Annotated in this window: 28 protein-coding genes; 13 read left to right on the top strand and 15 right to left on the bottom strand. The window is 59.6% G+C overall.

The window, feature by feature from the left end; genetic code table 11:
* Nucleotides 1-80: 80 nt before the first annotated feature.
* Nucleotides 81-2,714, top strand: coding sequence for a DNA mismatch repair protein MutS (gene mutS, locus DSHI_RS17545; RefSeq protein WP_012180123.1), 2,634 nt, complete (start codon nucleotides 81-83; stop codon nucleotides 2,712-2,714).
* A gap of 33 nt (nucleotides 2,715-2,747) precedes the next feature.
* On the opposite strand, the gene DSHI_RS17540 is transcribed toward mutS, so the two are convergent.
* Nucleotides 2,748-3,341, bottom strand: coding sequence for a nucleotide exchange factor GrpE (locus tag DSHI_RS17540; protein WP_012180122.1), 594 nt, complete (start codon nucleotides 3,339-3,341; stop codon nucleotides 2,748-2,750).
* Between the two features lie 12 nt (nucleotides 3,342-3,353).
* Nucleotides 3,354-4,418, bottom strand: coding sequence for a heat-inducible transcriptional repressor HrcA (gene hrcA / locus DSHI_RS17535; RefSeq protein ID WP_012180121.1), 1,065 nt, complete (start codon nucleotides 4,416-4,418; stop codon nucleotides 3,354-3,356).
* 135 nt (nucleotides 4,419-4,553) lie between these two features.
* On the opposite strand from hrcA, the gene rph reads away from it, so the two are divergent.
* Genes rph through DSHI_RS21885 form a run of 5 tightly spaced genes read left to right on the top strand, consistent with a single transcriptional unit; the run spans nucleotide 4,554 to nucleotide 7,774 of the window.
* Entirely contained in the window at nucleotides 4,554-5,267 is a 714-nt protein-coding gene (rph, locus tag DSHI_RS17530) for a ribonuclease PH (protein WP_012180120.1), read from the top strand.
* Nucleotides 5,267-5,881: an RdgB/HAM1 family non-canonical purine NTP pyrophosphatase gene (gene rdgB / locus DSHI_RS17525; protein ID WP_012180119.1), complete on the top strand. Its 615-nt coding sequence runs from the start codon at nucleotides 5,267-5,269 to the stop codon at nucleotides 5,879-5,881. Before rph ends, rdgB begins: the two co-directional genes overlap by 1 nt.
* The gene (locus DSHI_RS17520) at nucleotides 5,881-6,258 is read left to right on the top strand and encodes a RidA family protein (protein WP_012180118.1); all 378 of its coding nucleotides are present in this window, start codon (nucleotides 5,881-5,883) and stop codon (nucleotides 6,256-6,258) included. Before rdgB ends, DSHI_RS17520 begins: the two co-directional genes overlap by 1 nt.
* 2 nt (nucleotides 6,259-6,260) lie before the next feature.
* Complete coding sequence (gene hemW / locus DSHI_RS17515; protein ID WP_012180117.1) at nucleotides 6,261-7,424, top strand: radical SAM family heme chaperone HemW; 1,164 nt, start codon at nucleotides 6,261-6,263, stop codon at nucleotides 7,422-7,424.
* On the top strand, nucleotides 7,421-7,774 hold the full coding sequence (locus DSHI_RS21885) for a YbaN family protein (protein WP_012180116.1): 354 nt from the start codon (nucleotides 7,421-7,423) through the stop codon (nucleotides 7,772-7,774). Before hemW ends, DSHI_RS21885 begins: the two co-directional genes overlap by 4 nt.
* Here the strand turns inward: DSHI_RS21885 and DSHI_RS17510 are convergent.
* The 7 genes from DSHI_RS17510 to hemJ form a co-directional block, all read right to left on the bottom strand.
* Nucleotides 7,771-8,670, bottom strand: a complete 900-nt coding sequence (locus DSHI_RS17510) for a ParB/RepB/Spo0J family partition protein (protein ID WP_012180115.1) — start codon at nucleotides 8,668-8,670, stop codon at nucleotides 7,771-7,773. The genes DSHI_RS21885 and DSHI_RS17510 overlap by 4 nt on opposite strands.
* A gap of 17 nt (nucleotides 8,671-8,687) precedes the next feature.
* Entirely contained in the window at nucleotides 8,688-9,494 is an 807-nt protein-coding gene (locus tag DSHI_RS17505; protein ID WP_012180114.1) for a ParA family protein, read from the bottom strand.
* Nucleotides 9,487-10,074, bottom strand: a complete 588-nt coding sequence (gene rsmG / locus DSHI_RS21880) for a 16S rRNA (guanine(527)-N(7))-methyltransferase RsmG (RefSeq protein ID WP_012180113.1) — start codon at nucleotides 10,072-10,074, stop codon at nucleotides 9,487-9,489. The genes DSHI_RS17505 and rsmG overlap by 8 nt, the downstream gene beginning before the upstream one ends.
* Nucleotides 10,075-10,084: 10 nt before the next feature.
* A complete protein-coding gene (mnmG, locus tag DSHI_RS17500) occupies nucleotides 10,085-11,944 on the bottom strand; it encodes a tRNA uridine-5-carboxymethylaminomethyl(34) synthesis enzyme MnmG (RefSeq protein WP_012180112.1) in 1,860 nt (619 codons plus the stop codon).
* Nucleotides 11,945-11,956: 12 nt separating this feature from the next.
* Nucleotides 11,957-13,246, bottom strand: coding sequence for a tRNA uridine-5-carboxymethylaminomethyl(34) synthesis GTPase MnmE (gene mnmE, locus DSHI_RS21875; RefSeq protein WP_012180111.1), 1,290 nt, complete (start codon nucleotides 13,244-13,246; stop codon nucleotides 11,957-11,959).
* Nucleotides 13,247-13,266: 20 nt separating this feature from the next.
* Complete coding sequence (gene rho, locus DSHI_RS17485) at nucleotides 13,267-14,538, bottom strand: transcription termination factor Rho (RefSeq protein ID WP_012180110.1); 1,272 nt, start codon at nucleotides 14,536-14,538, stop codon at nucleotides 13,267-13,269.
* Nucleotides 14,539-14,654: 116 nt separating this feature from the next.
* Entirely contained in the window at nucleotides 14,655-15,092 is a 438-nt protein-coding gene (gene hemJ, locus DSHI_RS17480; protein ID WP_012180109.1) for a protoporphyrinogen oxidase HemJ, read from the bottom strand.
* Nucleotides 15,093-15,474: 382 nt separating this feature from the next.
* On the opposite strand from hemJ, the gene DSHI_RS17475 reads away from it, so the two are divergent.
* The 4 genes from DSHI_RS17475 to dnaQ are packed head-to-tail and all read left to right on the top strand — an operon-like array spanning nucleotide 15,475 to nucleotide 18,182.
* Nucleotides 15,475-16,071: a Maf family protein gene (locus tag DSHI_RS17475; protein ID WP_012180108.1), complete on the top strand. Its 597-nt coding sequence runs from the start codon at nucleotides 15,475-15,477 to the stop codon at nucleotides 16,069-16,071.
* A complete protein-coding gene (locus DSHI_RS17470) occupies nucleotides 16,068-16,904 on the top strand; it encodes a shikimate dehydrogenase (protein WP_012180107.1) in 837 nt (278 codons plus the stop codon). Before DSHI_RS17475 ends, DSHI_RS17470 begins: the two co-directional genes overlap by 4 nt.
* A complete protein-coding gene (gene coaE / locus DSHI_RS17465) occupies nucleotides 16,901-17,497 on the top strand; it encodes a dephospho-CoA kinase (RefSeq protein WP_012180106.1) in 597 nt (198 codons plus the stop codon). The genes DSHI_RS17470 and coaE overlap by 4 nt, the downstream gene beginning before the upstream one ends.
* Entirely contained in the window at nucleotides 17,490-18,182 is a 693-nt protein-coding gene (dnaQ, locus tag DSHI_RS17460; protein WP_012180105.1) for a DNA polymerase III subunit epsilon, read from the top strand. The genes coaE and dnaQ overlap by 8 nt, the downstream gene beginning before the upstream one ends.
* A gap of 4 nt (nucleotides 18,183-18,186) precedes the next feature.
* Here the strand turns inward: dnaQ and secB are convergent, their stop codons facing one another.
* Together secB and DSHI_RS17450 are read right to left on the bottom strand one after the other, a co-directional pair.
* On the bottom strand, nucleotides 18,187-18,705 hold the full coding sequence (secB, locus tag DSHI_RS17455) for a protein-export chaperone SecB (RefSeq protein ID WP_012180104.1): 519 nt from the start codon (nucleotides 18,703-18,705) through the stop codon (nucleotides 18,187-18,189).
* 57 nt (nucleotides 18,706-18,762) lie between these two features.
* Complete coding sequence (locus tag DSHI_RS17450; RefSeq protein WP_012180103.1) at nucleotides 18,763-19,254, bottom strand: FxsA family protein; 492 nt, start codon at nucleotides 19,252-19,254, stop codon at nucleotides 18,763-18,765.
* A 106-nt stretch (nucleotides 19,255-19,360) separates the two neighbouring features.
* On the opposite strand from DSHI_RS17450, the gene DSHI_RS17445 reads away from it, so the two are divergent.
* From DSHI_RS17445 to DSHI_RS17435, 3 genes are read left to right on the top strand one after another with little or no spacing between them, the layout of a single operon-like run.
* A complete protein-coding gene (locus tag DSHI_RS17445; RefSeq protein ID WP_012180102.1) occupies nucleotides 19,361-20,026 on the top strand; it encodes a Tim44/TimA family putative adaptor protein in 666 nt (221 codons plus the stop codon).
* Complete coding sequence (gene mltA / locus DSHI_RS17440) at nucleotides 20,023-21,051, top strand: murein transglycosylase A (RefSeq protein WP_012180101.1); 1,029 nt, start codon at nucleotides 20,023-20,025, stop codon at nucleotides 21,049-21,051. The genes DSHI_RS17445 and mltA overlap by 4 nt, the downstream gene beginning before the upstream one ends.
* Nucleotide 21,052: 1 nt before the next feature.
* Nucleotides 21,053-21,646, top strand: coding sequence for a Smr/MutS family protein (locus tag DSHI_RS17435; protein WP_012180100.1), 594 nt, complete (start codon nucleotides 21,053-21,055; stop codon nucleotides 21,644-21,646).
* On the opposite strand, the gene DSHI_RS17430 is transcribed toward DSHI_RS17435, so the two are convergent.
* From DSHI_RS17430 to trxA, 4 genes are all read right to left on the bottom strand, one after another.
* Nucleotides 21,643-22,848, bottom strand: coding sequence for an MFS transporter (locus DSHI_RS17430; RefSeq protein ID WP_012180099.1), 1,206 nt, complete (start codon nucleotides 22,846-22,848; stop codon nucleotides 21,643-21,645). The genes DSHI_RS17435 and DSHI_RS17430 overlap by 4 nt on opposite strands.
* 37 nt (nucleotides 22,849-22,885) lie before the next feature.
* Nucleotides 22,886-24,199: an ATP-dependent protease ATPase subunit HslU gene (gene hslU / locus DSHI_RS17425; RefSeq protein ID WP_012180098.1), complete on the bottom strand. Its 1,314-nt coding sequence runs from the start codon at nucleotides 24,197-24,199 to the stop codon at nucleotides 22,886-22,888.
* A gap of 68 nt (nucleotides 24,200-24,267) precedes the next feature.
* The gene (gene hslV, locus DSHI_RS17420) at nucleotides 24,268-24,825 is read right to left on the bottom strand and encodes an ATP-dependent protease subunit HslV (protein WP_012180097.1); all 558 of its coding nucleotides are present in this window, start codon (nucleotides 24,823-24,825) and stop codon (nucleotides 24,268-24,270) included.
* 106 nt (nucleotides 24,826-24,931) lie between these two features.
* Nucleotides 24,932-25,252: a thioredoxin gene (gene trxA, locus DSHI_RS17415; protein ID WP_012180096.1), complete on the bottom strand. Its 321-nt coding sequence runs from the start codon at nucleotides 25,250-25,252 to the stop codon at nucleotides 24,932-24,934.
* Nucleotides 25,253-25,257 lie beyond the last annotated feature (5 nt).

The raw sequence follows: 25,257 nt of genomic DNA, 5'->3' as shown, positions 1-25,257 counted from the left end.
CAACAGGTGCCGCGCAGGACCAATTGCGACTTTCGCCCGGGGTCGCACGTGCTTAACCTGCGCGGCAAAGGGGGCACCGGGTGAGCAGCAAGACCGTGACGCCGATGATGGCGCAGTACCTGGAGATCAAGCAGGATCATGCGGATGCCCTGCTTTTCTACCGGATGGGCGACTTCTACGAGATGTTCTTCGACGACGCGGTGGAGGCCGCGGCGGCACTGGACATCGCGCTTACCAAGCGTGGCAAGCATGACGATGCGGACATTCCCATGTGCGGCGTGCCCGTGCATGCGGCGGAGGGTTATTTGCTCACACTGATCCGCAAGGGGTTTCGCGTCGCCGTCTGCGAACAGATGGAGGATCCGGCCGAAGCGAAAAAGCGCGGCTCCAAGTCCGTCGTGCGGCGGGAGGTCGTTCGGCTTGTGACCCCGGGCACCCTGACCGAGGCGAGCCTGCTGGAGGCGCGGCGGCACAATTATCTGGCTGCCTTTGCCAAGGTGAGAGACGACTCCGCGCTGGCTTGGGTCGATATCTCCACTGGCGAGTTCCGGGTCATGGCCTGCCCCGCGGCCCGGCTGTCGGTGGACCTTGCGCGCCTCGCGCCGCGCGAGGTCTTGCTGGCCGAGGGCAACGACCTGCGGTCGCTCGTCGAAGAACACGAGGCGGCGGCGACGGAGCTTGGGCGCGCCAGTTTCGACAGTACGGCCGCGGTGGACCGGCTGTGCCGGCTTTACGGCGTTGCCGACCTCGAGGCTTTTGGGAGTTTCGAACGCGCGGACCTATCCGCGATGGGTGCAATCGTCGGCTATCTGGAGTTGACCCAAAAGGGCAAGCTGCCGCTACTGCGCAAACCGGTGAAGGAACGGGCGCAGCATGGTTTGCAGATCGACGCGGCGACTCGGCGAAATCTGGAGTTGACGCAATCACTGTCTGGGGGGCGGGAAGGTGCGCTGTTGACTGTGATCGACCGCACCGTCACGGCACAAGGCGCAAGGCTCCTGGCGCGGCGACTGGCGAGCCCCTCTGCCGATCTGTCGATCATCCGGACACGGCACGAGGGTGTCCGCTATGCGCTCGAGGCGCCCGAGATCCTCGACACCGTGCGCACCGCACTGCGGCAGGTGCCGGATATGGATCGGGCACTGTCCCGGTTGGCGCTCGACCGCGGCGGGCCACGGGATCTGGCGGCGATCCGAAACGGTCTCGCCCAGGCCGCAACGCTCGCCGAGGCTCTGCCGGACGACGCCTTGCCCCCCCTCTGGGCCCAATCGAAGAGCCGGTTTTTCGGACATGACGCCCTGCGCGACCTGTTGGAGAAAGCCCTGATTGCCGAACCCCCGCTGCTAACGCGAGATGGTGGGTTCGTTGCCTCTGGCTACAATGTCGACCTGGATGAAGCCCGGCAGCTGCGCGACGAGGGGCGCGGCGTGATTGCCGGAATGCAGGCGGAATATGCCGAGGCAACCGGGATCGCCTCCCTCAAGGTGAAGCACAACAACGTGCTGGGCTATTTCATTGAAACGACCGCCACCCACGCGGACAAGATGCTGTCCCCGCCCCTGTCGGACCGGTTCATCCACCGCCAGACCACCGCCAACGCCGTGCGCTTCACCACCGTGGAGTTGTCCGAGATGGAGACCCGCATTCTCAATGCCGGTGGCCGGGCGCTGGCGCTGGAAAAGTCGATCTTCGAAGAGTTGCGTCAGGCCGTGATCGTTGCGGCCGCCGAGCTGTCGGATTGCGCGCGGGCATTGGCGGAACTGGATGTGGTGACGGCCCTTGCGGTGCTGGCCCGCGACGAGGACTGGTGCGCGCCCAAGGTCGATGACAGCCGTGCCTTCGAAATCAGCGGCGGACGGCACCCGGTAGTCGAGGCCGCGCTGCGCGCCAGTGGTACACCCTTCATCCGCAACGATTGCGACTTGAGCGAAGGTGCTGCGCCGATCTGGTTGCTCACCGGGCCGAACATGGCGGGCAAATCGACCTTCCTGCGCCAGAACGCCCTGATCGCGATCCTAGCGCAGATGGGCAGCTACGTGCCCGCAACCGCGGCACGGATCGGGTTGGTCGCACAGGTTTTCTCCCGTGTTGGTGCGTCGGATGATTTGGCGCGGGGGCGCTCGACCTTCATGGTGGAAATGGTGGAAACCGCCGCGATTCTGAACCAGGCCGGGGACCGAGCATTGGTCATCCTTGACGAGATCGGGCGCGGAACGGCCACCTATGACGGGCTGTCGATTGCCTGGGCGACGCTCGAACACCTGCACGGGGTGAACCGGTGTCGCGCCCTGTTCGCCACCCATTACCACGAAATGACCGGCCTTGCTGCGCAACTGTCCGGCGTGGAAAACGCCACCGTGGCGGTCAAGGAGCATGATGGCGACGTGATCTTTCTGCACGAGGTGCGGCGCGGTGCGGCGGATCGATCCTACGGTGTGCAGGTCGCCAAGCTCGCGGGCCTGCCGCCTTCGGTCGTGGCCCGTGCGCGCGAAGTGCTGAAGACGCTCGAATCCGGTGAACGCAGCGGCGGAAACCCGGCAAAGGCGCTGTTGGAGGATCTGCCGCTATTCGCCAACGCTGCCCCTCCGCCACCGCCAGCGGCCCCGACATCGGCATTGGAGGCGCGTCTTGCCGACATATCCCCGGATGCGCTGAGCCCGCGCGAGGCATTGGACTTGGTCTATGAGTTGAAAAGCCTCGCGGATCGCGACTGATCCCCGAGGCTTTGACCTTGTAGAGAACCAGTCTCAGCTCGCCGGGGTCGAAGACACCCCGACATGGGCCGGACGCAGCAGACGGTCATGGAGCAGGAAGCCCTCGGACATCACCTGAATGATCCCACCCGCGGGCACATTCGGGACCGGCGCCTCGAACATGGCCTGGTGGAGCTGCGGATCGAACGGATCGCCGACCTCCGGCGCGATCGGCGTGATGCCATGCTTGCCGAACACATTCAGGATCTCGCGCAGGGTCAATTCGACCCCTTCGATCAGGCCGCCTGCGATCTCGCGCTGATTGTCATCGACCACGTCGAGCGCACGCCGCAGGTTGTCGAACACCGGCAGCATGTCACGCGCCAGTTTCGATCCGCCGAATTGCTCCGCCTCGCGGCGATCCCGTTCACCGCGTTTGCGGATGTTTTCCGCCTCCGCCAGGGCGCGGATCAGGCGGTCCTTCAACTCGTCCCGTTCCGCGATGATCGCCTCGACGGCGGCACCCGGGGCTTCGGGGCCTTCCTCGCCCAGGGCCTCTTCCATCTCGGCCGCGGCCGCTTCTTCTTCCGCGGCGATCTCTGCATCTACCTCTGCGAAGATGTCTTCTTCGGTTTTGGGGTCTGCCATCTCTCGTTTCCTCTATGCCCGGTCGCCCAAGATCTTGCCGACCAGTTGCGCCGTGTATTCGACCACCGGCACAACCCGCCCGTAGTTGAGGCGAGTCGGCCCGATCACACCCACGGCTCCGATGATCTTCCGGTCCGCGTTCATATAAGGACTGACAACCAGAGAGGAACCCGAAAGTGAGAAAAGCTTGTTCTCCGAACCGATAAAAATGCGCACACCTTCCCCGGCCTCGGCCAGATCCAGGAAGGCCGCGATGTCGCGTTTGCGTTCCAGATCATCGAAAAGCTTGCGCACCCGTTCCAGGTCCTCCGATGGCGGTCCATCGCCCAAAAGATTGGCACGTCCCCGCACGATCAGTCGTTCGTTCGATTCGCCCGGATCCTGCCAGACGGCCGTGCCAGCCTCCACCATGTCCGCGGCCAGCCGGTCCAGTTCGGACCGCCGCGACGCGATCTCTCGACGAATGACATCCGCCAGTTCCGACAGACTGCGCCCCTCTGCCACTGCGTTGAGGAAATTCGCCGCCTCCCGCATGGAGGACGGGGTTTGCCCCGCGGGCGGCGTAAACACCCTGTTTTCAACCTGCCCATCGGCAAATACCAGCACGGCCAGGGCCCGGCCCGGCGCAAGGCTGACGAATTCGACATGCTTGATGGGGGCGCTTTCGTTCTTGGGCGCAAGCACAAGGCTGGCCCCCTGCGTGATACCCGACAGGGCCGAACCGACCCGGTCCAACAGGCCGCCAACGCTGTCATTCTCGCCCGCGGAGGATTCGATGACCTCCCGGTCTTCGCTGGACAGGTTGCCGATTTCGAGAAGGCCATCCACGAACATCCGCAGGCCCATCTGGGTCGGAATACGGCCGCTGGAGACGTGGGGCGAATCGAGCAGGCCCAGAAATTCCAGGTCCTGCATCACGTTACGGATCGTCGCTGCCGAAACCTTCTCGCTCATGGACCGGGTCAAGGTCCGGCTGCCGACCGGGTCGCCGGTCTGCAAATACCCCTCCACCACCCGGCGAAACACCTCGCGGGAGCGGTCGCTCATCTCCGATATGACCTTGCTTGCCTCGTCCATGATCTCTCGGGCTCCTGCCGCGCCGCGCCAATCCGAGAACGGCGCACTCTTTTATTTCACGCTGCGCGATTGCGTCAACGGCTTGCCATTTAGATAAGGGCGCGCCTATCTGGCGCAAATAGCGAAAGGATCGTCATGCGACCGTCAGGACGTCAAACCCATGAGATGCGCGGCGTCTCGATCGAAACTGGCTTCACCAGGCACGCCGAAGGATCCTGCCTGATCTCAATGGGTGAAACACGCGTGTTGTGCACCGCCTCCGTTGAGGAGCGCGTGCCGCCGTTTCTGCGTAACACCGGTCTTGGCTGGGTGACGGCGGAATATGGAATGTTGCCCCGCGCAACCCATACCCGCGGGCGCCGGGAAGCTGCCGCTGGGAAGCAATCGGGGCGCACCCAGGAGATCCAGCGCCTAATCGGACGGAGCCTCCGCGCGGGGGTCGACCGCGTGGCGCTGGGAGAGCGGCAGATCACCATCGATTGCGATGTGATCCAGGCCGATGGCGGCACACGCTGCGCGTCGATCACCGGGGCCTGGGTCGCGCTGAGGCTTGCCGTCAACAAGCTGATGAAGGCGGGCGATATCATTACGGACCCGCTGACAGATCACGTAGCCGCGGTGTCCTGTGGTCTCTACGCCGGGCAACCCGTACTGGATCTGGATTATGCGGAGGATTCCGAGGCCGGGACCGACGCGAATTTCGTGATGACCGGCTCCGGCGGTCTGATCGAGGTGCAAGGTTCGGCCGAGGGTGCGCCGTTCTCGCGCAATGCCCTCAACACGCTGATGGACCTTGCCGAGGTCGGTGTTGCCGAGCTGGTCGCCGCACAGAAGGCCGCCACCAGCTGATGTCCCGGTTCAAGGACAAAACCCTGCTCGTCGCAAGTCACAACAAGGGCAAAATCGAAGAGATCGCGCATCTGTTGGAGCCTTACGGCGTGCGGGTTACCTCCGCCGCCGCGCACGGTTTGTCCGAGCCGGAAGAGACGGAAACCACTTTCGTCGGCAATGCTCGCATCAAGGCGCATTATGCCGCAAAAGAGACTGGGTTGCCTGCACTGGCCGATGACAGCGGCCTGGAGGTTCTCGCACTCGATGGTGCACCCGGTGTCTACACGGCGGACTGGGCCGAGACACCGACCGGGCGGGATTTCGAGATGGCCATGGTCAAGGTCCATGACGCCCTGATTGCGAAAGGTGCGGAACGGCCGTGGCGTGCGCGGTTCTGCTGCACTCTGGTGCTGGCATGGCCCGACGGCACCGACATGGTTTTTCCCGGGACGATGAAGGGACAACTGGTTTGGCCCATGCGTGGCTCGCAAGGCCATGGATATGATCCGATGTTCCAACCGGATGGCTACGCGCAGACCTTCGGGGAAATGGACCGTTGGGAAAAGAACAAGGTCAGCCACCGGGCAGATGCGTTCCGGAAACTGACCGTAGCCTGTTTCTCAGAAGACTGATGAGACGCCTGATTTCCACGGGTTCCCCCTTCGAGGCCACCATGGGATATTCCCGAGCCGTGGTTCAGGGCGATTGGTGTTTCCTGTCGGGCGTCACCGGGTACGATTATGCGGCAATGACTCTGCCGAACGTTTTCGAAGACCAGGTAAATAATTGTTTTAAAACAATTTTTGAAGTATTGAGGGAAGCGGATTTCCCAAAAGACAGCATCTGCAAGGTCCAGTATATCCTTGCGGATCGCGGTCTCGTCCAAACAGTTGCGCCCCTACTCGGTCGGCATCTCGGTGAGGTCCGTCCCGCGGCCACCATGATCATTGCCGGTTTAATCGAACCCCAGATGTTGATCGAAATCGACGTGACCGCATTCAAGGGTTGAGCATGGAGGATTGGCAACACGGGGGCTTCGGGCTGTACCTTCATTGGCCTTTCTGCGCTGCCAAGTGCCCCTATTGCGACTTCAACAGCCATGTCAGGGCACGCGTGGATCAAGCAGCGTGGGAAAACGCCTTCTTGTCGGAAATCGGCCGTGCCGGAATAGAAACGGAAGGTCGCCGCCTCGATACGGTTTTTTTCGGCGGAGGCACCCCTTCATTGATGGAACCGGACCTCGTGGCTTCCATCATCGACAGGATCCGGCGAACTTGGCCCACCTCCAACAGTCTTGAAATCACACTGGAGGCAAACCCCACATCCGTCGAGGCCGGGCGGTTTCGCGCCTATCGGGATGCAGGGGTGAACCGGGTTTCGATGGGTATCCAGGCCCTGAACGACGCGGACCTGAAGGCTTTGGGACGATTGCACTCGGTCAAGGAGGCGCAAAGCGCATTTGAGGTCGCGCAAGCGCATTTCGAGCGCGTGAGCTTCGATCTGATCTACGCACGACAAGGTCAAACGCTGGAAGCCTGGATTGCAGAGCTTAGGGCAGCTCTCTCCATGGCGATTGATCATCTTTCTCTCTATCAGTTGACCGTGGAGCCAGGCACCGCGTTTGGAGATCGCGCTGCTCGGGGCATGTTGCGCGGATTGCCGGATGGTGACTTGGGCGCCGACATGTTCGAAGCAACCCAAGACCTGTGTTCCGATGCGGGAATGCCGGCCTACGAAGTGTCGAACCACGCAGCTGAGGGCTGCGAATCCCGCCATAACCTGATCTATTGGCGGTATGGGGATTACGTTGGCATCGGCCCGGGCGCCCATGGGCGCCTTACCCTATCCGGACAGAAATGGGCCACCTCCACCCCGTTGCACCCCGAAGCTTGGCTGGCTCAAGTTCAGGATAGCGGGCATGGCGAAACTCCAAGGCAGCTTCTGACACCGAATGAGATCTCCGAAGAGCTCCTGCTCATGGGCTTACGGCTGTCGGAGGGTGTGTCTCTGAACCGGATCACCGCTATCGCCGGAGCACCTCTGCCGGAACGAAAACTCTCCGAACTCCAGGAAGCGCAACTCATACGGGTGGACGGCGACCGGTTGCGCACCACTTTACAAGGGCGCATGGTGCTGAACGCCATTCTGCGGGAACTTCTGAGCGAGGACAGATGAGAGCTATTTGGGTGATCTCGGGCAGCACAGCGCTTGGCATGGGCGTGATCGGCATTGCCTTGCCACTTCTGCCGACTGTACCCTTCCTGCTCCTTGCTGCCTTCTGTTATGCACGAGGATCTGATCGCCTTCACGCCTGGCTTCTGGATCATCCAAGATTGGGTGCCCCCATTCTGGGCTGGCAGGAACGGGGCTCTATCAGCTTGCGTGCCAAAGGTTTAGCCTCACTTTCGATCCTTGGGGCCTTTTCACTCTCACTTGTACTTGGCGTCTCAACCACAGTTCTGACCGTCCAGGCAGCCGTACTCAGCATCGTGGCCGTATTTATCTGGACGCGTCCGAGCAGCTAGGAGCTGAGGCGGCGGCAAAGATCGTCCAACTGGTCGAGAGACGTATAGCGGATCGTCAATGCGCCCGTCTCCCCCCCCGGGGTGTGGTCTATCGAAATCTGCATTCCAAGCGTCGCCGCCAAATCAAGTTCTAACGCGCGTGTGTCTGCATCCTTCTCGGATTTCTTTGGCGGCTTCTTTGTACTCCCTGGCGAGGTATCGGCCTTCTTTGCCAACCTCTCGGTTTCCCGTACAGACAATCCCTTGGCGATGACCTTCTTGGCAAGAGCGACCGGATCATCTGCTGTAATCAAGGCGCGCGCATGTCCAACGGCCAGTGTACCGTCCTGTAAATACGAAAGAACTTCCGCCGGTAGCGACATGAGCCGAAGCATGTTGGCAATGTGGCTCCGGCTTTTGCCCAAGGCCTGTGCGAGCCGCTCCTGAGTATGGCCGAAGCGGTCCATGAGTTGTCGATAGCCCTGCGCCTCTTCTACCGGATTGAGGTCGGCACGCTGAATATTCTCGATAATCGCAATTTCGAGCGACTCCGTGTCAGAAAGTTCGCGTACGAGAACAGGTATCTCGTGCAACTGCGCCATCTGCGCGGCACGCCAGCGACGTTCCCCCGCAACGATCTGATAGAGATCCTCGTCAGAGGGGTCGGGACGAACGATTAATGGTTGCAGAATACCCTTTTCGCGAATGGATTCCGAAAGGCTGTCGAGGTCTTCCTGTTGAAACATGCGCCGAGGCTGGTCTGGATTTGGGCGCACGGATTCAATCGGGACCAGTCGATCCGGGTTGGCCTGGCTGGCCTCGTTCCCAACGCTCGCCGTCTCGGACCCAATATTGACATCAGCCATGAGAGCTGACAGCCCCCGCCCCAGGCCTCGGCGTTCAGGTTTCTTTTCCATGAAAAATTAGATCCCTTTCATGCCACCAACTCGTGACGTTCGAGAATTTCATCGGCTAGGCCAAGATAGGCCTGAGACCCTTGAGAGCTTGGATCATACCGCAAAACAGGCATCGCAAAGGACGGAGCCTCACTGACCCTGACGTTCCTCGGTATGATCGTCTTGAAAACCAGTTCCCCAAGGTTCGCCCGCGCGTCCTCCTCAACCTGACGCGACAGATTGTTCCTCCGATCATACATCGTCAGGACAATCCCCTCGATCCTGAGTTTTGGATTGGCGGTTTCGCGCACTTCCCGGACCGACAACAAGAGCTGGGAAAGGCCTTCCAACGCAAAAAACTCGCTTTGGAGCGGAACGAGCACGGAATCTGCGGCCACCATCGCGTTAACTGTCAGCAAATTCAGGCTTGGCGGGCAATCCACCAAGACATAATCAACCCTCTTGGGCAGCGCGTTGAGCTGAGTGAGCGCCGCCCGCAGTCGGAAAACACGTCGACTATTCGACATCAACTCGATGTCCGCAGAGCTTAGATCCGTGGTTGCAGGCGCAAGGAACAGGTTTTCTACGGATGTTTCACGTGAAACATCTGCAATCGCCGCATTCTCGACGAGCAGATCATAGGTGGTAAGGCTTCGTGTTTCGGGCGCCATCCCTAGACCAGTAGACGCATTCCCTTGCGGGTCCAGGTCGATGATCAGGACGGTTTTTCCCCGCATCGTCAATGCCGTCCCGAGATTAATTGTCGTTGTCGTTTTACCCACGCCGCCCTTTTGGTTCGCAATCGCGATCACACGTGCTTTGGAGGTTGGCGTAAACTCAGGCACGATAAAACTCTCCAATCTCCAAGATAGCGCTCTTTTCGGATGTCACGCTTGGATAGTACTTCGCCTCAAATTGCCATGAGTTCTTCGCTTCGGACACCTCATTCTGCACGTTTTCGCCTTTTAAAAAGAGGCAAGTCCCTCCCGCAACACGCAAAGGTTCGGCAAACTCCAGAAGCTTGGACACAGGCGCCAGGGCGCGCGCAGTTATGACATTCCCAGGCTCCACATTTGCAGCTTCGATACGACTCGTGATGACACTCAAATTTATCTGTAACTCACGAGCTGCGGTTCGGAGAAAGGCACACTTGCGCGCGTCAGATTCGATAGCTGTAAACTTGATACGGCAGCCCCGGTGCTTCGCAAGAACTCCAAGCACAACCACAGGAAGCCCTCCGCCACTTCCGAGATCTATTACCTTGTCCGCCGTCGAGGGCAGAAAATCGTAAAGCTGCGCGGAATCAAGGATATGCCGCTCCCACGTTTGATCATATGTGGAGGGCGCCACCAGATTAATCCGAGGTGACCATTTGCGGATAAGGCGCTCGAAAACCTTTAGATCACAACGGGATGCGGCGTCCATTCGATTGATCCTACGCGCTACGCCGTTTTTCTGCCTTCCGCAAAGACGCCAGCAAGAGTGTCAGAGCAGCCGGAGTCATGCCTTCTATTCTTGCGGCCTGACCCAAAGTCGAAGGGCGCACCGCTGTCAGCTTGGATTTCAACTCGTTCGACAGACCTGAAAGACCGGAAAAGTCAAAGCGGGGTGGAAACTCGATCTCTTCATCCTTCTTCAAAGCCATGACATCGCGTTGCTGTCGCTCAATGTAATTCGCATAAGTGGCTTCAATTTTTGCTTGCTTGGCGATCTCTGTCGATGCCTGTAGCTCTGGCCAGGTCGCAGCCAGGGACTCGTAGCTGACATTGGAGAGCGACAGCAGATCGAGGCCACTTCGACGGCGACCGTCTTCGTTTACACGTATGCCAGCCTCGTTCGCTTGTTTGGGCGTCACTTCGAAAGACTTCAGCTTCTTCAGGGTTTCGTCCAAAAGGCCCATCTTCTTTTCGAACTTTATCCTGCGTTCTTTGCCCACGCACCCAAGAACAAGACCCTCTGGTGTCAAGCGCTGATCGGCATTATCGCAGCGTAAAGACAGCCTGTACTCTGCACGCGATGTGAACATACGATAAGGCTCAGCGACCCCTTGCGTAATCAAGTCGTCAATCATCACACCAATGTAAGACGTCATTCGGCTGGGCAGAAACTTACCCTTACCCTCAAGGGCGGCGTTCAAGCCTGCAACCAAGCCTTGTGCGGCCGCTTCCTCATATCCTGTTGTACCGTTGATTTGCCCCGCAAGGTATAGGCCGTCAAATCCCTTGACCCGCAAGGCCGCATCAAGGGCGCGTGGATCCACATAGTCGTATTCTATCGCATAACCGGGCTGAGTGATCTTCGCGTTTTCCAATCCGGATATGCTGCGGACATACGCCTCTTGTACATCTTCCGGCAACGAGGTCGAAATTCCGTTGGGATAGATTGTGGTACTGTCAAGACCCTCAGGCTCTAGAAAGATCTGATGTGAGGTTTTGTCGGAGAACCGAACCACTTTATCCTCGATGGACGGGCAGTACCGCGGCCCAACACCTTCAATGGATCCGCCATACATCGCAGATCGCGAGAGGTTTTTCCGGATTATTTCGTGGGTGCGTTCGTTGGTGTGAGTGACAGCGCAGTGTACTTGCCGCAAGTGTGGGCCAGCCGACAGGAAAGAGAAAAGCGTCGGATCCTCGTCGCCGGGCTGAGGTTCCAGTTTATCCCAGGCAATGCTGCGTTTATCCAGCCGCGGCGGAGTACCTGTCTTCAATCGCCCAAGGGGCAAACCGAAACTGTCAAACCTTTCAGCAAGACGAACGGAAGGAGCGGCCCCCATTCTGCCACCCTGAAAGCTTCGATTCCCTATGTGGATGATACCGCGGAGAAACGTTCCGGTTGTAACAACGACCGCTCGAGCGGTAACCTCGCTCCCATCGGCCAAACACACACCCTCGATCCTGGTCCCCGACGTAATCAGGTCAGCGACTTCACCCTCCAAGATACGCAAGTTGGGCAACGATTCCATCTCGGCAAGCATCTCGGAACGGTAAACATCGCGATCCGATTGAGACCGCGGCCCCTGCACGGCCGGCCCTTTCCGACGATTGAGAAGCCTGAACTGGATGCCGGCCTTGTCCGCGACCCGTCCCATGACTCCATCCATCGCGTCAATTTCTCGAACCAGGTGTCCTTTCCCAAGGCCTCCGATCGCCGGATTGCAAGACATCACACCGATGCCCGATCTTTCGAGTGTGATCAGGGCAACCTGCACACCAAGGCGGGCAGCTGCGGCTGCGGCCTCGGTACCTGCATGGCCCCCTCCAATGACGATGACATCAAAAGCCTGTTGTTTCACGTGAAACACTCCTCACTTGCCGAGGCAAAAGTTCGCAAAGATTTCATCCAGGACTTGCTCAACGCCTACGCGACCAATCAACGATTCGAGATCGACCAAGGCTTGCCGAAGGTCTTCTATCACCAATTCGACCGGGAAGCCTTCGGAAATCTTTGTTTTGGCGAGATCGAGCGACTCAACGGCGGATGAAATCGCTAGACGGTGTCGAACATGGGTGGCCGTGCCTGCACTAGCAGCACGAAGTGACAGCCTATGTGAAACTGCTTTCACCAATCTGTCTATCCCCCGCCCCGTGACGGATGAAATTGCAAACTCGCTACTACTCGGAAGAATATCCGACTTTGCCTGCACCAGGATATCATCGTCAGCCACCCCAAGACCCGAGGGCAAACGGCCATCTTCAATGAGGATGATACGCAGATCGGCAGACTCGGCTCGCGCCATAGCACGGCTAATACCAATCTGTTCAATCTCATCCTGGGTTTCCCGCAAACCGGCTGTATCCAGCACCGTGACCGGCAGCCCATCAAGGTCCAAGCGCACCTCGACCACATCACGCGTTGTGCCTGCGATACTCGATGTAATTGCTGCTTCGCGACCAGCTAATCTATTGAGAAGGCTTGATTTTCCAACGTTCGGCGCACCCAGGATTGCAACCTCGAACCCATGTCTTATGCGTTCCGCAGCATGGGTACCGGCACTCTCTGCGGCCAGGTTTTGAGACACGCGCCCAAGCAATTCCTGAACCTCGGGATACACATCTTCCGGCACTTCTTCGTCAGCAAAATCAATGGTCACCTCGAGCAACGCCATCGCACGCACCAGATCCTTGCGCCAGAGTTCTACTTTCTGGCCGAGTTCGCCGGAAAAAGTTCGCAATGCCTGTTTGCGCTGCGCCTCGGTCTCTGCCTCGATCAAATCGGCCAAACCTTCAACCTGGGCCAGATCCATCCGATTGTTTTCGAGGGCACGACGCGTGAACTCCCCCGGTTGCGCCAAGCGGAGGCCAGGCAGCGCCGACAATTCATTCATCAATGCTGCAATGATCGCCGGCGAGCCATGGGTCTGAAACTCAACACAATCTTCACCCGTGAAACTGTTGGGGCTTTCAAACGCGAGGACGAGCGCCTCATCGATCACACTTCCATCGGAGTCACGCAGTTTTCGCAAGCTGGTCCGCTGGGCATCAGGTAGCCCACCGGCCAGCACCCTACCCGCATGAAATGCCCTCGATCCGCTAATACGCAGCACGGCAACACCGGATTTCCCCGGTGCGGAAGCAAGCGCAAATATGGTGTCCATGACCGGTACCGTATCGCCGGTCAGGTGTTCATCGAATCGAAGAACTCGGAATTGGTCTTCGTCTGCTTCAGCTTCGAGATCAGGAACTCGATGGCATCCGTGGTCCCCATGGGATTCAGAATGCGACGCAGCACAAAGGTCTTCTGAAGATCCTTGGCATCGACAAGGAGATCCTCTTTGCGCGTGCCGGATTTGAGGATGTCCATCGCCGGGAAGACCCGCTTGTCGGCCACCTTGCGGTCAAGCACGATCTCGGAGTTGCCCGTACCCTTGAACTCTTCAAAGATCACTTCGTCCATACGGGAGCCTGTATCGATCAATGCGGTTGCGATGATTGTCAGCGACCCGCCTTCTTCGATGTTTCGGGCCGCACCGAAGAACCGCTTCGGCCGCTGCAACGCATTGGCATCCACACCCCCGGTCAGCACCTTGCCCGAAGACGGAACGACCGTGTTGAAAGCCCGACCAAGACGAGTGATCGAATCCAGCAAGATAACCACGTCCCGCTTGTGCTCCACCAGGCGCTTGGCCTTCTCGATCACCATCTCGGACACTGCCACGTGGCGCGAGGCCGGCTCATCGAAAGTGGAGGAAATCACCTCCCCTTTCACCGAACGCTGCATGTCCGTGACTTCTTCTGGACGTTCATCGATCAGCAGCACCATCAGATAGCATTCAGGATGATTGGCTGCGATGCTCTTGGCGATATTCTGCAACAGGACCGTCTTGCCCGTCCGCGGCGGAGCCACGATCAGCGACCGCTGCCCCTTCCCGATCGGTGCCACCAGGTCGATGATCCGGGCAGACCGATCCTTGATCGTCGGATCCTCGATCTCCATCTTCAGCCGCTCGTCCGGATAAAGAGGCGTCAAGTTATCAAAGCTCACCTTGTGACGTGCCATCTCCGGGTCTTCGAAGTTTACCAGGCTGACGGAGGTGATCGCGAAATAGCGTTCGTTCTCCCGCGGGGCCTGGATCACCCCTTCGACGGTATCGCCAGTGCGCAGGGAGTGCTGCCGAATTTTCTCGGGAGAAACATAGATGTCGTCCGGGCCCGGCAGATAGTTCGCCTCGGGGGAGCGGAGAAACCCGAACCCGTCCTGCATGACTTCCAGAACGCCATCGCCAGAAATTTCCCATCCATCCTCTGCACGCTCCTTGAGGATGGCGAACATCATGTCGCCTTTCCGCATGGTGGATGCGTTTTCAACCTCCAGCTCCTCGGCCAGGGGCAGAAGATCAGCAGGGCTCATAGCTTTGAGATCGGCAAGGGCGAGACGCTCTTGGGTCATCGAAAAATCCCGTTTGGGCGCCGTCGCGGGCGCGAAACTGTCATACGTGAGAGAGCGATTCCGGACGGAACGCTGACAGAGCCTTAGATAATCATGTTGCGCGAGTCAATCGAGCCTCAGAATGGGCGTGCAATCACTGAGAACACGATGACCAGGAGCAGAAGTGTGGGCACCTCGTTCATCATGCGGTACCTTCGACCGGTGGTCGTCGATGTCCCAGCAAGCAATTCCTTGCGTTGTCCGGCGCACCACATGTGAAACCATGTCATGCCAAGGATCGCCGCGAGTTTCGTATAGGGCCAGAACGCCGACCAATCGACAATCCCGGGGGTCATCACGAGCCAAAGCCCGAAGATCCAGCTTGAGATCATTGCCGGGTTCATGATCGCGCGGAGCAAACGCCTCTCCATCGTCTGGAACAGCGCCTCGGTTTCACCCGACACGGCGTTCGACTCGACATGGTATACGAACAGTCGAGGTAGATAGAACAACCCGGCCATCCATGCGATCACGGAAATCACATGCAAGGATTTGATCCAAACGTACAGGTCCATGCTTTGTCCTTCTCTGTCTTCCTTCTATTCATAAAATAGAAAGAAAAGAAAAGATGGTGTTGTTGTAGGTCTTGGGGATATGTCGAACTCTTGCGTTGTTCGAGCGGTTATTCTTGTCCACATACTGCGATCCAGGATTTACCTGAACCTTTTTTAATAATTATTTAACAGTCACTTGGTGTCTAAGAACACTGTGAGTAAACTGTGCAAAAGAGTATGTCGCCCGAGATACCCACAGTCTTGTGAAACACAAGCGCACATGGGATGAAACAGGAGCGACTTGGCAGTTGTTCACCGGAACCTCTTGTGTCGCCGCTTCGTGGGCCTCGTGCCCAAAACGGCCAAAATTGTGCACAGGCATATCCACACAGGTACCCTCAGGATGACCCACATCATTCTCGCCTCTGGATCGGAGATCCGTCGACAGCTGTTGGAAAACGCAGGGGTATCCGTACGCGTGATCAAGGCCAAGATCGATGAGGAAACGATAACCCAGTCTCTGCGTGCCGAGGGCGCAAAAGCGCGGGACGTGGCCGATGCACTTGCGGAGTTCAAAGCGGAGAAAGTGGCAAGGCTCGAACCAGAGGCGCTGGTCATCGGGTCTGACCAGGTGCTGGATCTGCAGGGGGAGCTTTTGGCCAAGCCCGAGACGCCGGAGCATGCCATCGCGCAAATCACGGCGATGTCTGGCAAGACCCACCAATTGCTGTCGGCAGCGGTGATCTATGGCGAAGGCAAGCCGCTTTGGCGTCATGTCGGCGCCGTGCGAATGACCGTCAGATCGCTGAGTCCTTCCTACATCGAGAGCTATGTTGCGCGAAACTGGGACAGCATTCGACACTCGGTGGGGGGCTATAAGCTCGAGGAAGAGGGCGTCCGGCTCTTCAGCCAGGTCCAAGGTGACTATTTCACGGTTTTGGGGCTCCCGCTGCTGGAATTGCTGAGCTATCTCACCCTGAGGGGAGAGATCGACGGATGACAGAAATAAAAGTGCCCATAGCCGGGGTGATCGGAAACCCCATCACACATTCCCGGTCGCCACATCTGCATCGACATTGGCTGCACGTCTATGGGATCGAGGGGTATTACGTGCCGCTCCATGTGCAGGGTCAGGACCTTGCCGAGGTGTTCCACGCTCTGCCGAAGTTGGGGTTCAAGGGTGTCAATGTCACCCTACCCTTCAAAGAACGCGCCATCGAGCTGGCGGACCGAGTGTCCGACCGGGCTGCGTTGATCGGGGCGGCGAACACGATCACCTTTCAACCTGATGGGACGATTCATGCTGACAATACAGATGGTTATGGGTTTATCGAAAATCTGAGGAACGGGGCACCCGGCTGGTCGCCGCGCGCAGCAGCCATCGTGGTACTGGGGGCTGGCGGAGCAGCGCGGGGGGTTTTATCAGCACTCCTCGAAGCGGGCGCACCGGAAGTTCGCCTGGCCAATCGGACCCGCGCCAAGGCAGAGGCTTTGCGCAGTGATTTTGGGCCAAGGGTGACCGTTGTCGACTGGCACGGCGTATCTGGCACCATGGAAGACGCAGAGACCCTCGTCAATACCACATCATTGGGAATGACCGGCCAGCCTGATCTCGAGCTGAACCTCGATGCGTTGCCCCGTTCTGCGGTGGTGACGGATATTGTGTATCGTCCCCTGATGACACCTTTGCTGGAACAGGCGGTTGCCCGCGGAAACCCTGTAGTCGATGGCCTGGGCATGTTGCTCTTTCAGGCAGCGCCGGGTTTTGAGCGGTGGTTTGGCGTGCGGCCAGAGATTACCCCTGAGCTGCGGGCGGCCGCATTGGCAGAATGATCATTATTGGACTGACAGGCTCCATCGGCATGGGCAAATCAACCACCGCCGAGATGTTCGCTGCGCGTGGTCTCCCGGTCTGGGATGCGGATGCTGCCGTGCACAGGCTGTATGGTCCCAAGGGTGCGGCGATCGCACCGATACGCGCTCTTTTTTCTGAAGCGGTCAGCGAAGCTGGTGTCGACCGGACCGTTTTGAAGAGACTGATTTCCGAAGATCCCGATGTTTTGCGCGTGATTGAACAAGTGGTGCATCCCCTCGTGGCAGCAGACCGCACGGCTTTCGTAGACCAGGCACGCCTGGAGGGTCGGAAGGCCGTGCTTCTGGACATTCCGCTTCTTTTTGAGACTGGCGCAGCAAAAGACATGGATCTGGTGGTTGTCGTCTCGACCGATCCTGACACCCAACGTGCACGCGTTCTCGAAAGACCAGGCATGACCGAGGCGCAGTTTCAAGCCATCCTTGCCAAACAGCTGGCCGATGCAGAGAAGCGTACACGGGCAGATTTGGTGATCGATACGACAACTCTGGACACCGCCCGGCAAGGCGTCGAAACTGTCCTGCAACGGGCAGAGGAGATGGGACATGCGTGAGATCGTGCTCGACACGGAGACGACCGGATTCGAGCCTTCGGAAGGCGATCGGTTGGTTGAAATCGGCGGAGTGGAGCTTTTCAACCATGTGCCTACGGGCCGGGTCTATCACCAGTACATAAACCCCCAACGGAGCATGCCCCAATCCGCCTTTGAAGTGCATGGGCTTGGTGACGACTTTCTTGCGGACAAGCCGCTCTTTGCCGAGGTTGCCGAGGCCTTCCTGGATTTCATCGGGGATGCGAAACTGGTCATTCACAACGCCGCGTTCGACATGAAGTTTCTGAACGCAGAGCTGGGTTGGCTGGGCAAACCGCTTCTGCCGATGGAACAAGCGATTGATACATTGGCTATCGCAAGGCGAAAGTTTCCGGGATCGCCTGCATCTCTCGACGCATTGTGCCGTCGGTTTGGTGTCGACAACTCGGCACGTGAGAAACACGGGGCGCTGCTGGATTCCGAGATCCTGGCCGAAGTGTACCTGGAGCTCATCGGCGGGCAGCAACCGGGGCTGGAGCTGTCGAGTGTACAGACCCCGTCCACACAAAATGTGGATAACGGGCATCTCCGTGCCCGCCCTCGGCCCGCGCCCTTGCCGTCCCGGGTGTCGGAAAAGGAAAAGGCGGCACATGCCGCCTTTGTCGAATCTCTTGGGCAGTCCGCGCTTTGGCGCACGGTGACCTGAGGTCTCAGACCTCGGCGCTCGGTGCTGCCTGCTGCGCGGCGGCGCGCCGCGCGATTTCCTGACGATACAGCGCCACGAAATCGATCTGATCCAGGTTGAGCGGCGGGAAGCCTCCATCGCGGGTCACATCGGAGACAATTCGGCGCACGAACGGGAAAATCATGCGCGGGCACTCGATCAGCAGGAAAGGATGCATCTGCTCGTCCGGCACATTGTCGATGAAAAAGATGCCGGCATAGTCCAGTTCCAGACCAAAGATCATATCGCCAGATTCTTTGGTTTTGGCATTGATGTTCAGCTTGATGGCAACTTCAAACTGCTTTTCAACCGTGCGCTTCTTGGCGTCCAGGTTCACCTGAACCTGAATGTCCGGTTGTCCTTCGCCCTGCACACCCTTCTGGGCAGCAATGTTTTCAAAAGACATGTCGCGGATGAACTGCGCCATGATCTTCAAGGTGGGCATTACCGGCTGTTGCTGCTGGTCCGCTGGAGCGGCAGCGCCGTTGGTTGTTTCGTCGGCCATGAAATCCTCGTCCAAAAACTGGTCTGGGCTCGCTCCTATCAGGATGCGCTGCGCCCCTCAATCCCGGGTGGGATCTTTCGTCCAGCCGGAAGGCCCGTTTGACCGGGGTGGTGTCTCATCGAGGTCAGCATATTCCGTCTCGATGATATCTGCGGTGGAAGTGCGTCGGTTTTGCGGCGCCCGCCCCATCTCGAACTGCTGCACCTTGATCCGGGCGCGCACGTAACGAATGATCGCAAGTCGAACCGGCGGCATCAGTAGCGAAAAGCCCACCGCATCGGTGAAAAACCCGGGTGTCAGTAGAAGTGCGCCTGAAAAGAGGATCATCGCGCCATGGGCCAATGCCTCGGTCGGATCGCGCAGATCCGCGAAGGATCCGCGTAAATCCGCCATCGCTCGCAGACCTTGCGAGCGGACCAGCGCCGTTCCCAGTAGGGCGGTCACGACAACGATTGCCAGTGTTGGCCATAGCCCTATCCAACCGCCGACCTGTATGAACAGGGCGATCTCGATCAGGGGCACAGCCACGAACAGGGCAAACAACCACATTTTCCGCTCCTTCAAATACAGGGGGATGGTGGACTTGCCCCCCTGTCGACCTTACATATGCAACCTGACCGGAGATACCATACATGCAGCGCTGCGCGAGGATCCTATGAATTCCAACATGCTCCAAATTCTTGTACTGCTTGGGGTCGCCGTTTTCCTGATCCTGCGCCTGCGCAGCGTGCTTGGCACGCGCGAGGGCTTCGAAAAGAAACCTGTCCCGCTGGACGGGCCGGAACGTGACGTCACGCCGCGTCGTGATTTCGAAGTGATCGAAGGCGGCCCGGATACGGACATCACTGATCACGTTCCCGATGGCAGCGACAGCGCCAAAGCGCTCGCCGCCATGAAGATGGCGGAGCCGGGCTTCAACGTGACTGAATTCCTCGGCGGAGCAAAAGGCGCCTACGAGTGGATCCTCATGTCCTTCGAAAACGGCGATATGGACGACGTCCAGGGCTTCCTGTCCGAAGAGCTGTCCGAAGCGTTTTCGGAGGTGATCGAGCAGCGCAATGAACAGGGCCTGACTGTCGAGGCCGAGTTCGTCGGTGTGCGCGAGACTACGCTCGTGGAAGCAGCGTTCGACCGCGATACTCGAGAGGGTGAAGTGACCGTGCGGTTCGTGGGCGAGCTGACCTTTGTTGTGCGGAATGCCGAAGGCGAGATCGTCGAAGGCGATCCGACGGAGATTAAGCGTCAGAAGGACGTTTGGACCTTCGCGCGGGTCATGGGGTCGGATGATCCCAACTGGCGGCTTGTCGCAACCGGGGAATGATCCCGCTCCGCGCGGCGGTGCTGGGCGTTGGACTGATGGCTGGCGCTACGCCCGCACATGCATCTGTTGAACTTCTTGGTTTCGGTGACCTCAAAGGCTGGGCCGAGGATTCTCATACAGAGGCGCTGGAAGCCTTCCGGACAACTTGCGTCGATCTGAAGGATCCAGCTTGGGGTCCCATCTGCGCAATTGCCCGCGCGACGAATGATGCGCGCGGGTTCTTCGAGAGCTTGTTCCTCCCGATCCTGATCAAGGGCGATGACGAGGCGCTCTTCACCGGCTACTACGAGCCCGAGCTGCGCGCATCGCGCACGCGCGGTGGCGCGTATCAGTACCCGATTTACCAAGTGCCACCCGAATTGCCCCGCGATCGGCCCTGGTATACCCGAGGCGAGCTGGAAGACCGCGGGATCCTGAACGGGCGCGGACTTGAGCTGGCTTACGCCACCGATCCGGTGGAGGTTTTTTTCCTTCAGGTTCAGGGCTCCGGCCGTCTGCGCTTGACCGACGGGACAGTGATGCGCGTGGGGTTCGCGGCGAAAAACGGCCATGACTATAGCTCTGTCGGGCGCGAAATGGTCCGGCGTGGGCTGTACCAGCCGCACCAGGTTTCCGCCGATCGGATCAAGGCCTGGGTGCGGGCCAATGGCGCCGCCGGCAAGCGGCTGCTGCACCACAACAAATCCTTTGTGTTCTTTCGTGAAGTATCCACCGTACCTGCCCATCTGGGGCCTTTGGGGGCGATGAACCGGTCAATCACGCCGATGCGGACCATCGCGGTGGATCCGACCTATACCCCCCTAGGGGCGCCGGTCTGGATCGAGAAGGGCGGGGCAGACCCCTTGCGCCGCTTGATGGTGGCGCAGGATACCGGCTCTGCGATCAAGGGGGCCCAGCGCGCGGACGTGTTCTACGGCTCAGGCGAGGCGGCGGGTGACAAGGCCGGGCGTATCCGCGATCCGGGGCGCATGGTTGTACTGCTACCGGTGGAGTTGGCGTTGTCCTACGTGGAAAGTGGGATGTGAAATGTCCAAGCGACCCCCGAGACGCCTGCGCCCCGACGAGGAGGAAATCTGGAAGCGTGTTGCCGAAACCGCCACGCCCTTGAGCAAGCCGCGGTTTCCGATGCCGCAGGATGTGACCCCAAGCCCGCGCAAGGCTCGATCCCCTGAAAAAGAGCCTATCTCGCCGTTCAGCATCGGGAGTGGCGCGGGTTTGTCCGAGACTCACGATCTGGCGCCTGGACTCGGTGAGCGGATCGCCGCCGCGCCGGTGACCATGGATCGCAAGGCCTTCGGCAAGCTCAAACGGGGCAAGTTGAAGCCCGAGGGGCGGCTGGATCTGCATGGCATGACGCTGTCTCAGGCGCATCCTGCGCTCAACCGGTTCATCCTCGGGGCGCATTCCCAGGGCAAGCGCCTGGTTCTGGTGATCACCGGAAAGGGCAAGGACCGCGATCAGGGCGGTCCGATCCCCGAACGTCTCGGCGTTCTGCGCCACCAGGTGCCCCATTGGCTGTCGATTCCACCACTGTCCAGCGTCGTGTTGCAGGTTACAACGGCCCATTTGCGCCACGGTGGTGGTGGGGCATATTACGTGTATCTCAAGAGGCCGCGTTAGGCTCCCGTACGCCACAGAGCGGCGGCGAGCAGCCCGGCTGAGAGGGCGATATAGAGACTGATCAAGGGCATTTGCGCAGGGAAGGACGCCCCTGCATCGATGGCCAGACCGGTAATCAGCGGCCCTATCGCGGAACTCAAAACCATAAGGGCCATGGCGACCGATTTGATCGCGCCGAGATGGCGGGTCCCGAACATGTCCGCCCAAAAGGCCGCGGGCAGTGTGTTATTCGCGCCGACCGTAACCGCCAGAAGGCTTAGCCCGACCGCGAGGCCCAAGAGGGTTTCGGTGCCTGATATGACGATGAAGCTCAGTGCCAAGGGTAGGGTGAACAGGCACATCAGGAGACGTGTGCCGAACCGGTCCACGAGAAATCCCGTGCCCAGCATCGCGAGAACCGAGACCACCGAATAGAGCGGAAAAAGCGCGACAAGATCGAGATGGGCGATATCCTTTTCCGCCGCCAGATGGACTTGTTGAAAAAAGAATGCGGTCACGAAGGCGGGCGTCGACAGAAGTGCGGGTACAATCGCCCAGAAGAAAGGTGCTCGCACGACCTCTGCCCGGGTCCAGTGGCGGCCGCCCGAACCAGTACTCTGACTGTCTTCGGCATAGCTTTGCGGTTGGCGTTCGCGGTGCAAAAGGGCCAGAAGCACCGGGATGGCCGCGAGGCTCAGCAAGGCTGCAAGACCCCAGAGCGCGCGCCACTCGACGACGGTCAAAAGCGCCACGAACAGGATCGGAAGAAACGCTTCGCCCACCGAATACCCAAGCGAAGACACGGATATCGCCTTTCCGCGATTGGCTGAGAACCAGCGCGCCATAGCCACGCGGCCCACATGGGTCACCATACCCTGACCGCCGAGACGCAAGCCGAACACCACCAGTGGAAGGGCCCAGACCCAAGGGTTGACCGCCATGGCCAGGCAGGCCGCAGCAAGGCCTGCAAGCGCCCAGGGCCCAAGGCGGCGGACGCGATAATGGTCGGTCAGGGTGCCGAGCCAGACCATGACCGCAGCAGAGCCCAGTGTGCCCAGTGCATAGATGGCGCCCCACGCGCCGTGGCTCAGCCCGAAACTCTCTTGGATGTCGCCGGCGAAGATGGCGATGAAAAAGGTCTGCCCATAGCTGCCGGAGAACGCCAGTAGCCCCCCGGCGCCTAGCCAACGGGCGTTTTGACGAAGGAATCCGGAAGTAGTCATTCCACGCTTCTATGCGCGACGCAGGGCGCGTGGCAGATCAGAGTACGTAGCGGCTGAGATCGGTATCGCGGGTCAGCGCGCCGAGATTGGCTTCGACAAACTCCGCATCCACGGTGATCTCGTCGCCGGAGCGGTCCGGAGCGGCGAAGCTGAGTTCCTCGAACACCCGTTCCATCACTGTATAGAGCCGCCGCGCGCCGATGTTCTCCACCGATTGGTTCACCTCCGCTGCGATGCGCGCAAGCGCTGCGATGCCATCCTCGGCGAAGGTGACAGTGACGGATTCCGTGCCCATCAGCGCGGTGTATTGCAGTGTCAGAGCATTGTCGGTCTCGGTCAGGATACGGACGAAATCCTGTTCGGTCAGGGGGCGCAACTCGACCCGGATGGGCAGGCGCCCCTGAAGTTCCGGCAGCAGGTCCGAAGGTTTGGCGATGTGGAACGCGCCGGAGGCGATGAACAGCACATGATCGGTTTTCACTGGGCCGTACTTCGTGCTGACGGTTGTGCCCTCGATCAGGGGCAACAGGTCACGCTGTACGCCTTCGCGGCTGACATCGGCGCCACGGGCGTCGGAGCGAGCGCAGACCTTGTCGATCTCGTCGAGGAAGACAATGCCGTTCTGTTCCACCGCTGTGACGGCACTGCGATTGACCGCTTCATCGTCCAGCAGTTTGTCTGCCTCTTCGCTGATCAAGACCTCGTAGCTCTGTGCCACAGTCAGCTTCTTGCGCACGGTGCGCCCACCAAACGCCTTGCCGAACAGCTCAACCAGATCCATGCCGCCGCCCATGGGGTTCATGCCGGGCTGGCCGGGAATTTCGAACATGCTCATCGGGTTGGAAGTATCTGCCACCTCCAGCTCGATCACCGTATCGTCCAGTTCCCCGGCTTTCAGCTTCTTGCGGAACATCTCGCGGGTGGCTTCACGGGCGTCTGAACCCGCGATGGCTTCGATCACACGCTCTTCAGCGGCCTGATGGGCGTTGGCCTTCACCTCTTCGCGCATGTGATCGCGAGTCATGGTGATGGCGTTCTCGACGAGGTCGCGGATGATCTGTTCCACGTCACGGCCGACATAGCCGACTTCGGTGAACTTGGTGGCTTCGACCTTGATGAACGGCGCGCGTGCCAGTTTCGCCAAGCGACGGCTGATCTCGGTCTTGCCGACGCCGGTCGGGCCGATCATCAGGATATTCTTGGGATAAACCTCTTCGCGCAGGTCATCCGACAGCTGTTTGCGGCGCCAGCGGTTGCGCAGGGCAACGGCCACAGCCCGTTTGGCATCCTTCTGCCCGATGATGAACCGATCCAGTTCGGACACGATTTCGCGGGGGGTCAGGTCGGTCACGGGCGGTCTCCTGCACTTGTCTTGGGGGCTAGGTAAAGGCGCGGCGTGGAAACAAGCCGCGTTGCGGGTCAGGCGTCGATCGCTTCGACAGTCAGGTTTCCGTTGGTGTAGACACAAATGTCTGCTGCGATCTGCATTGCCTTGCGGGCAATCGTTTCGGCGTCGAAATCCGCCTCCATCAGGCCACGGGCAGCCGCAAGGGCGAAATTTCCGCCAGAGCCGATGGCGGCGATGTCATGCTCTGGCTCCAGCACATCGCCCGCCCCTGTAATCACCAGAAGAAGGGAACCGTCCGTCACGATCAGCATCGCTTCGAGCTTTTGCAGGTACTTGTCGGTGCGCCAGTCCTTGGCCAGTTCCACCGCCGCGCGCTGCAACTGCCCGGGGGTCGCTTCGAGCTTGGCTTCCAGCCGTTCCAGCAGGGTGAAGGCATCGGCGGTCGAGCCTGCGAAACCCGCGACCACGTCATGTCCACCCGGGGTCAGGCGGCGCACCTTGCGGGCGGTTCCCTTGATGACGGTCTGGCCAAGGCTGACCTGCCCGTCGCCAGCGACCACAACCTTGCCGTTCTTCTTGACGCCGATGATGGTGGTGCCGTGCCAGCCGGGGAAGGATGTCTCAGTCATGGGGCCTCCGTAATCTGGGCCATATATGCGGGTCCGGGCGCGGTTTCGCAACGGGCCAAGCAAAAGGGCGCCCGAAGGCGCCCGTTCCGGTGCGTGTGAGGCAGAATCAGAGGGACTCTTCAATCCAGCTTTGCAGGGCGGCTTTCGGCGCGGCACCGACCTTATTCGACACAACCTCGCCGTTCTTGAACAGGAACAGCGCAGGAATACCGCGCACGCCCATCTGTGCGGGGGCGTTCGGGTTCTCGTCCACGTTGACCTTGGCGATCTTCACCTTGCCGTCGAAGGTCACGCTCAGTTCTTCGAGCGCCGGGCCGATCTGCTTGCAGGGGCCGCACCATTCTGCCCAGAAATCCACCACCACGGGGATGTCGGATTTCGTGACTTCGGTGTCGAAGGTTTCGTCGGTTACGGCAACGGTTGCCATGGCTA

The sequence above is a fragment of the Dinoroseobacter shibae DFL 12 = DSM 16493 genome, from assembly GCF_000018145.1.
GTDB lineage: Bacteria > Pseudomonadota > Alphaproteobacteria > Rhodobacterales > Rhodobacteraceae > Dinoroseobacter > Dinoroseobacter shibae.
The sequence above is the reverse complement of the archived record's forward strand: the minus strand, read 5'-3'. Positions and strand labels throughout refer to the sequence as shown.

What these genes read in the sequence shown, in the direction of transcription:
- DSHI_RS17450 (WP_012180103.1), bottom strand. Translation starts at nt 19,254, where the DNA reads ATGTGGTTGTTTGCCCTGTTCGTGGCTGTGCCCCTGATCGAGATCGCC.
- mltA (WP_012180101.1), top strand. Translation starts at nt 20,023, where the DNA reads ATGATCCCGCTCCGCGCGGCGGTGCTGGGCGTTGGACTGATGGCTGGC.
- rdgB (WP_012180119.1), top strand. Translation starts at nt 5,267, where the DNA reads ATGTCCCGGTTCAAGGACAAAACCCTGCTCGTCGCAAGTCACAACAAG.
- DSHI_RS17540 (WP_012180122.1), bottom strand. Translation starts at nt 3,341, where the DNA reads ATGGCAGACCCCAAAACCGAAGAAGACATCTTCGCAGAGGTAGATGCA.
- DSHI_RS21885 (WP_012180116.1), top strand. Translation starts at nt 7,421, where the DNA reads ATGAGAGCTATTTGGGTGATCTCGGGCAGCACAGCGCTTGGCATGGGC.
- DSHI_RS17475 (WP_012180108.1), top strand. Translation starts at nt 15,475, where the DNA reads ATGACCCACATCATTCTCGCCTCTGGATCGGAGATCCGTCGACAGCTG.
- DSHI_RS17445 (WP_012180102.1), top strand. Translation starts at nt 19,361, where the DNA reads ATGAATTCCAACATGCTCCAAATTCTTGTACTGCTTGGGGTCGCCGTT.
- dnaQ (WP_012180105.1), top strand. Translation starts at nt 17,490, where the DNA reads ATGCGTGAGATCGTGCTCGACACGGAGACGACCGGATTCGAGCCTTCG.
- hrcA (WP_012180121.1), bottom strand. Translation starts at nt 4,418, where the DNA reads ATGGACGAGGCAAGCAAGGTCATATCGGAGATGAGCGACCGCTCCCGC.
- trxA (WP_012180096.1), bottom strand. Translation starts at nt 25,252, where the DNA reads ATGGCAACCGTTGCCGTAACCGACGAAACCTTCGACACCGAAGTCACG.
- hemJ (WP_012180109.1), bottom strand. Translation starts at nt 15,092, where the DNA reads ATGGACCTGTACGTTTGGATCAAATCCTTGCATGTGATTTCCGTGATC.
- rho (WP_012180110.1), bottom strand. Translation starts at nt 14,538, where the DNA reads ATGACCCAAGAGCGTCTCGCCCTTGCCGATCTCAAAGCTATGAGCCCT.
- rph (WP_012180120.1), top strand. Translation starts at nt 4,554, where the DNA reads ATGCGACCGTCAGGACGTCAAACCCATGAGATGCGCGGCGTCTCGATC.
- hslV (WP_012180097.1), bottom strand. Translation starts at nt 24,825, where the DNA reads ATGACTGAGACATCCTTCCCCGGCTGGCACGGCACCACCATCATCGGC.
- mnmE (WP_012180111.1), bottom strand. Translation starts at nt 13,246, where the DNA reads ATGGACACCATATTTGCGCTTGCTTCCGCACCGGGGAAATCCGGTGTT.
- DSHI_RS17435 (WP_012180100.1), top strand. Translation starts at nt 21,053, where the DNA reads ATGTCCAAGCGACCCCCGAGACGCCTGCGCCCCGACGAGGAGGAAATC.
- rsmG (WP_012180113.1), bottom strand. Translation starts at nt 10,074, where the DNA reads ATGGACGCCGCATCCCGTTGTGATCTAAAGGTTTTCGAGCGCCTTATC.
- secB (WP_012180104.1), bottom strand. Translation starts at nt 18,705, where the DNA reads ATGGCCGACGAAACAACCAACGGCGCTGCCGCTCCAGCGGACCAGCAG.
- DSHI_RS17510 (WP_012180115.1), bottom strand. Translation starts at nt 8,670, where the DNA reads ATGGAAAAGAAACCTGAACGCCGAGGCCTGGGGCGGGGGCTGTCAGCT.
- hemW (WP_012180117.1), top strand. Translation starts at nt 6,261, where the DNA reads ATGGAGGATTGGCAACACGGGGGCTTCGGGCTGTACCTTCATTGGCCT.
- coaE (WP_012180106.1), top strand. Translation starts at nt 16,901, where the DNA reads ATGATCATTATTGGACTGACAGGCTCCATCGGCATGGGCAAATCAACC.
- DSHI_RS17470 (WP_012180107.1), top strand. Translation starts at nt 16,068, where the DNA reads ATGACAGAAATAAAAGTGCCCATAGCCGGGGTGATCGGAAACCCCATC.
- DSHI_RS17430 (WP_012180099.1), bottom strand. Translation starts at nt 22,848, where the DNA reads ATGACTACTTCCGGATTCCTTCGTCAAAACGCCCGTTGGCTAGGCGCC.
- DSHI_RS17520 (WP_012180118.1), top strand. Translation starts at nt 5,881, where the DNA reads ATGAGACGCCTGATTTCCACGGGTTCCCCCTTCGAGGCCACCATGGGA.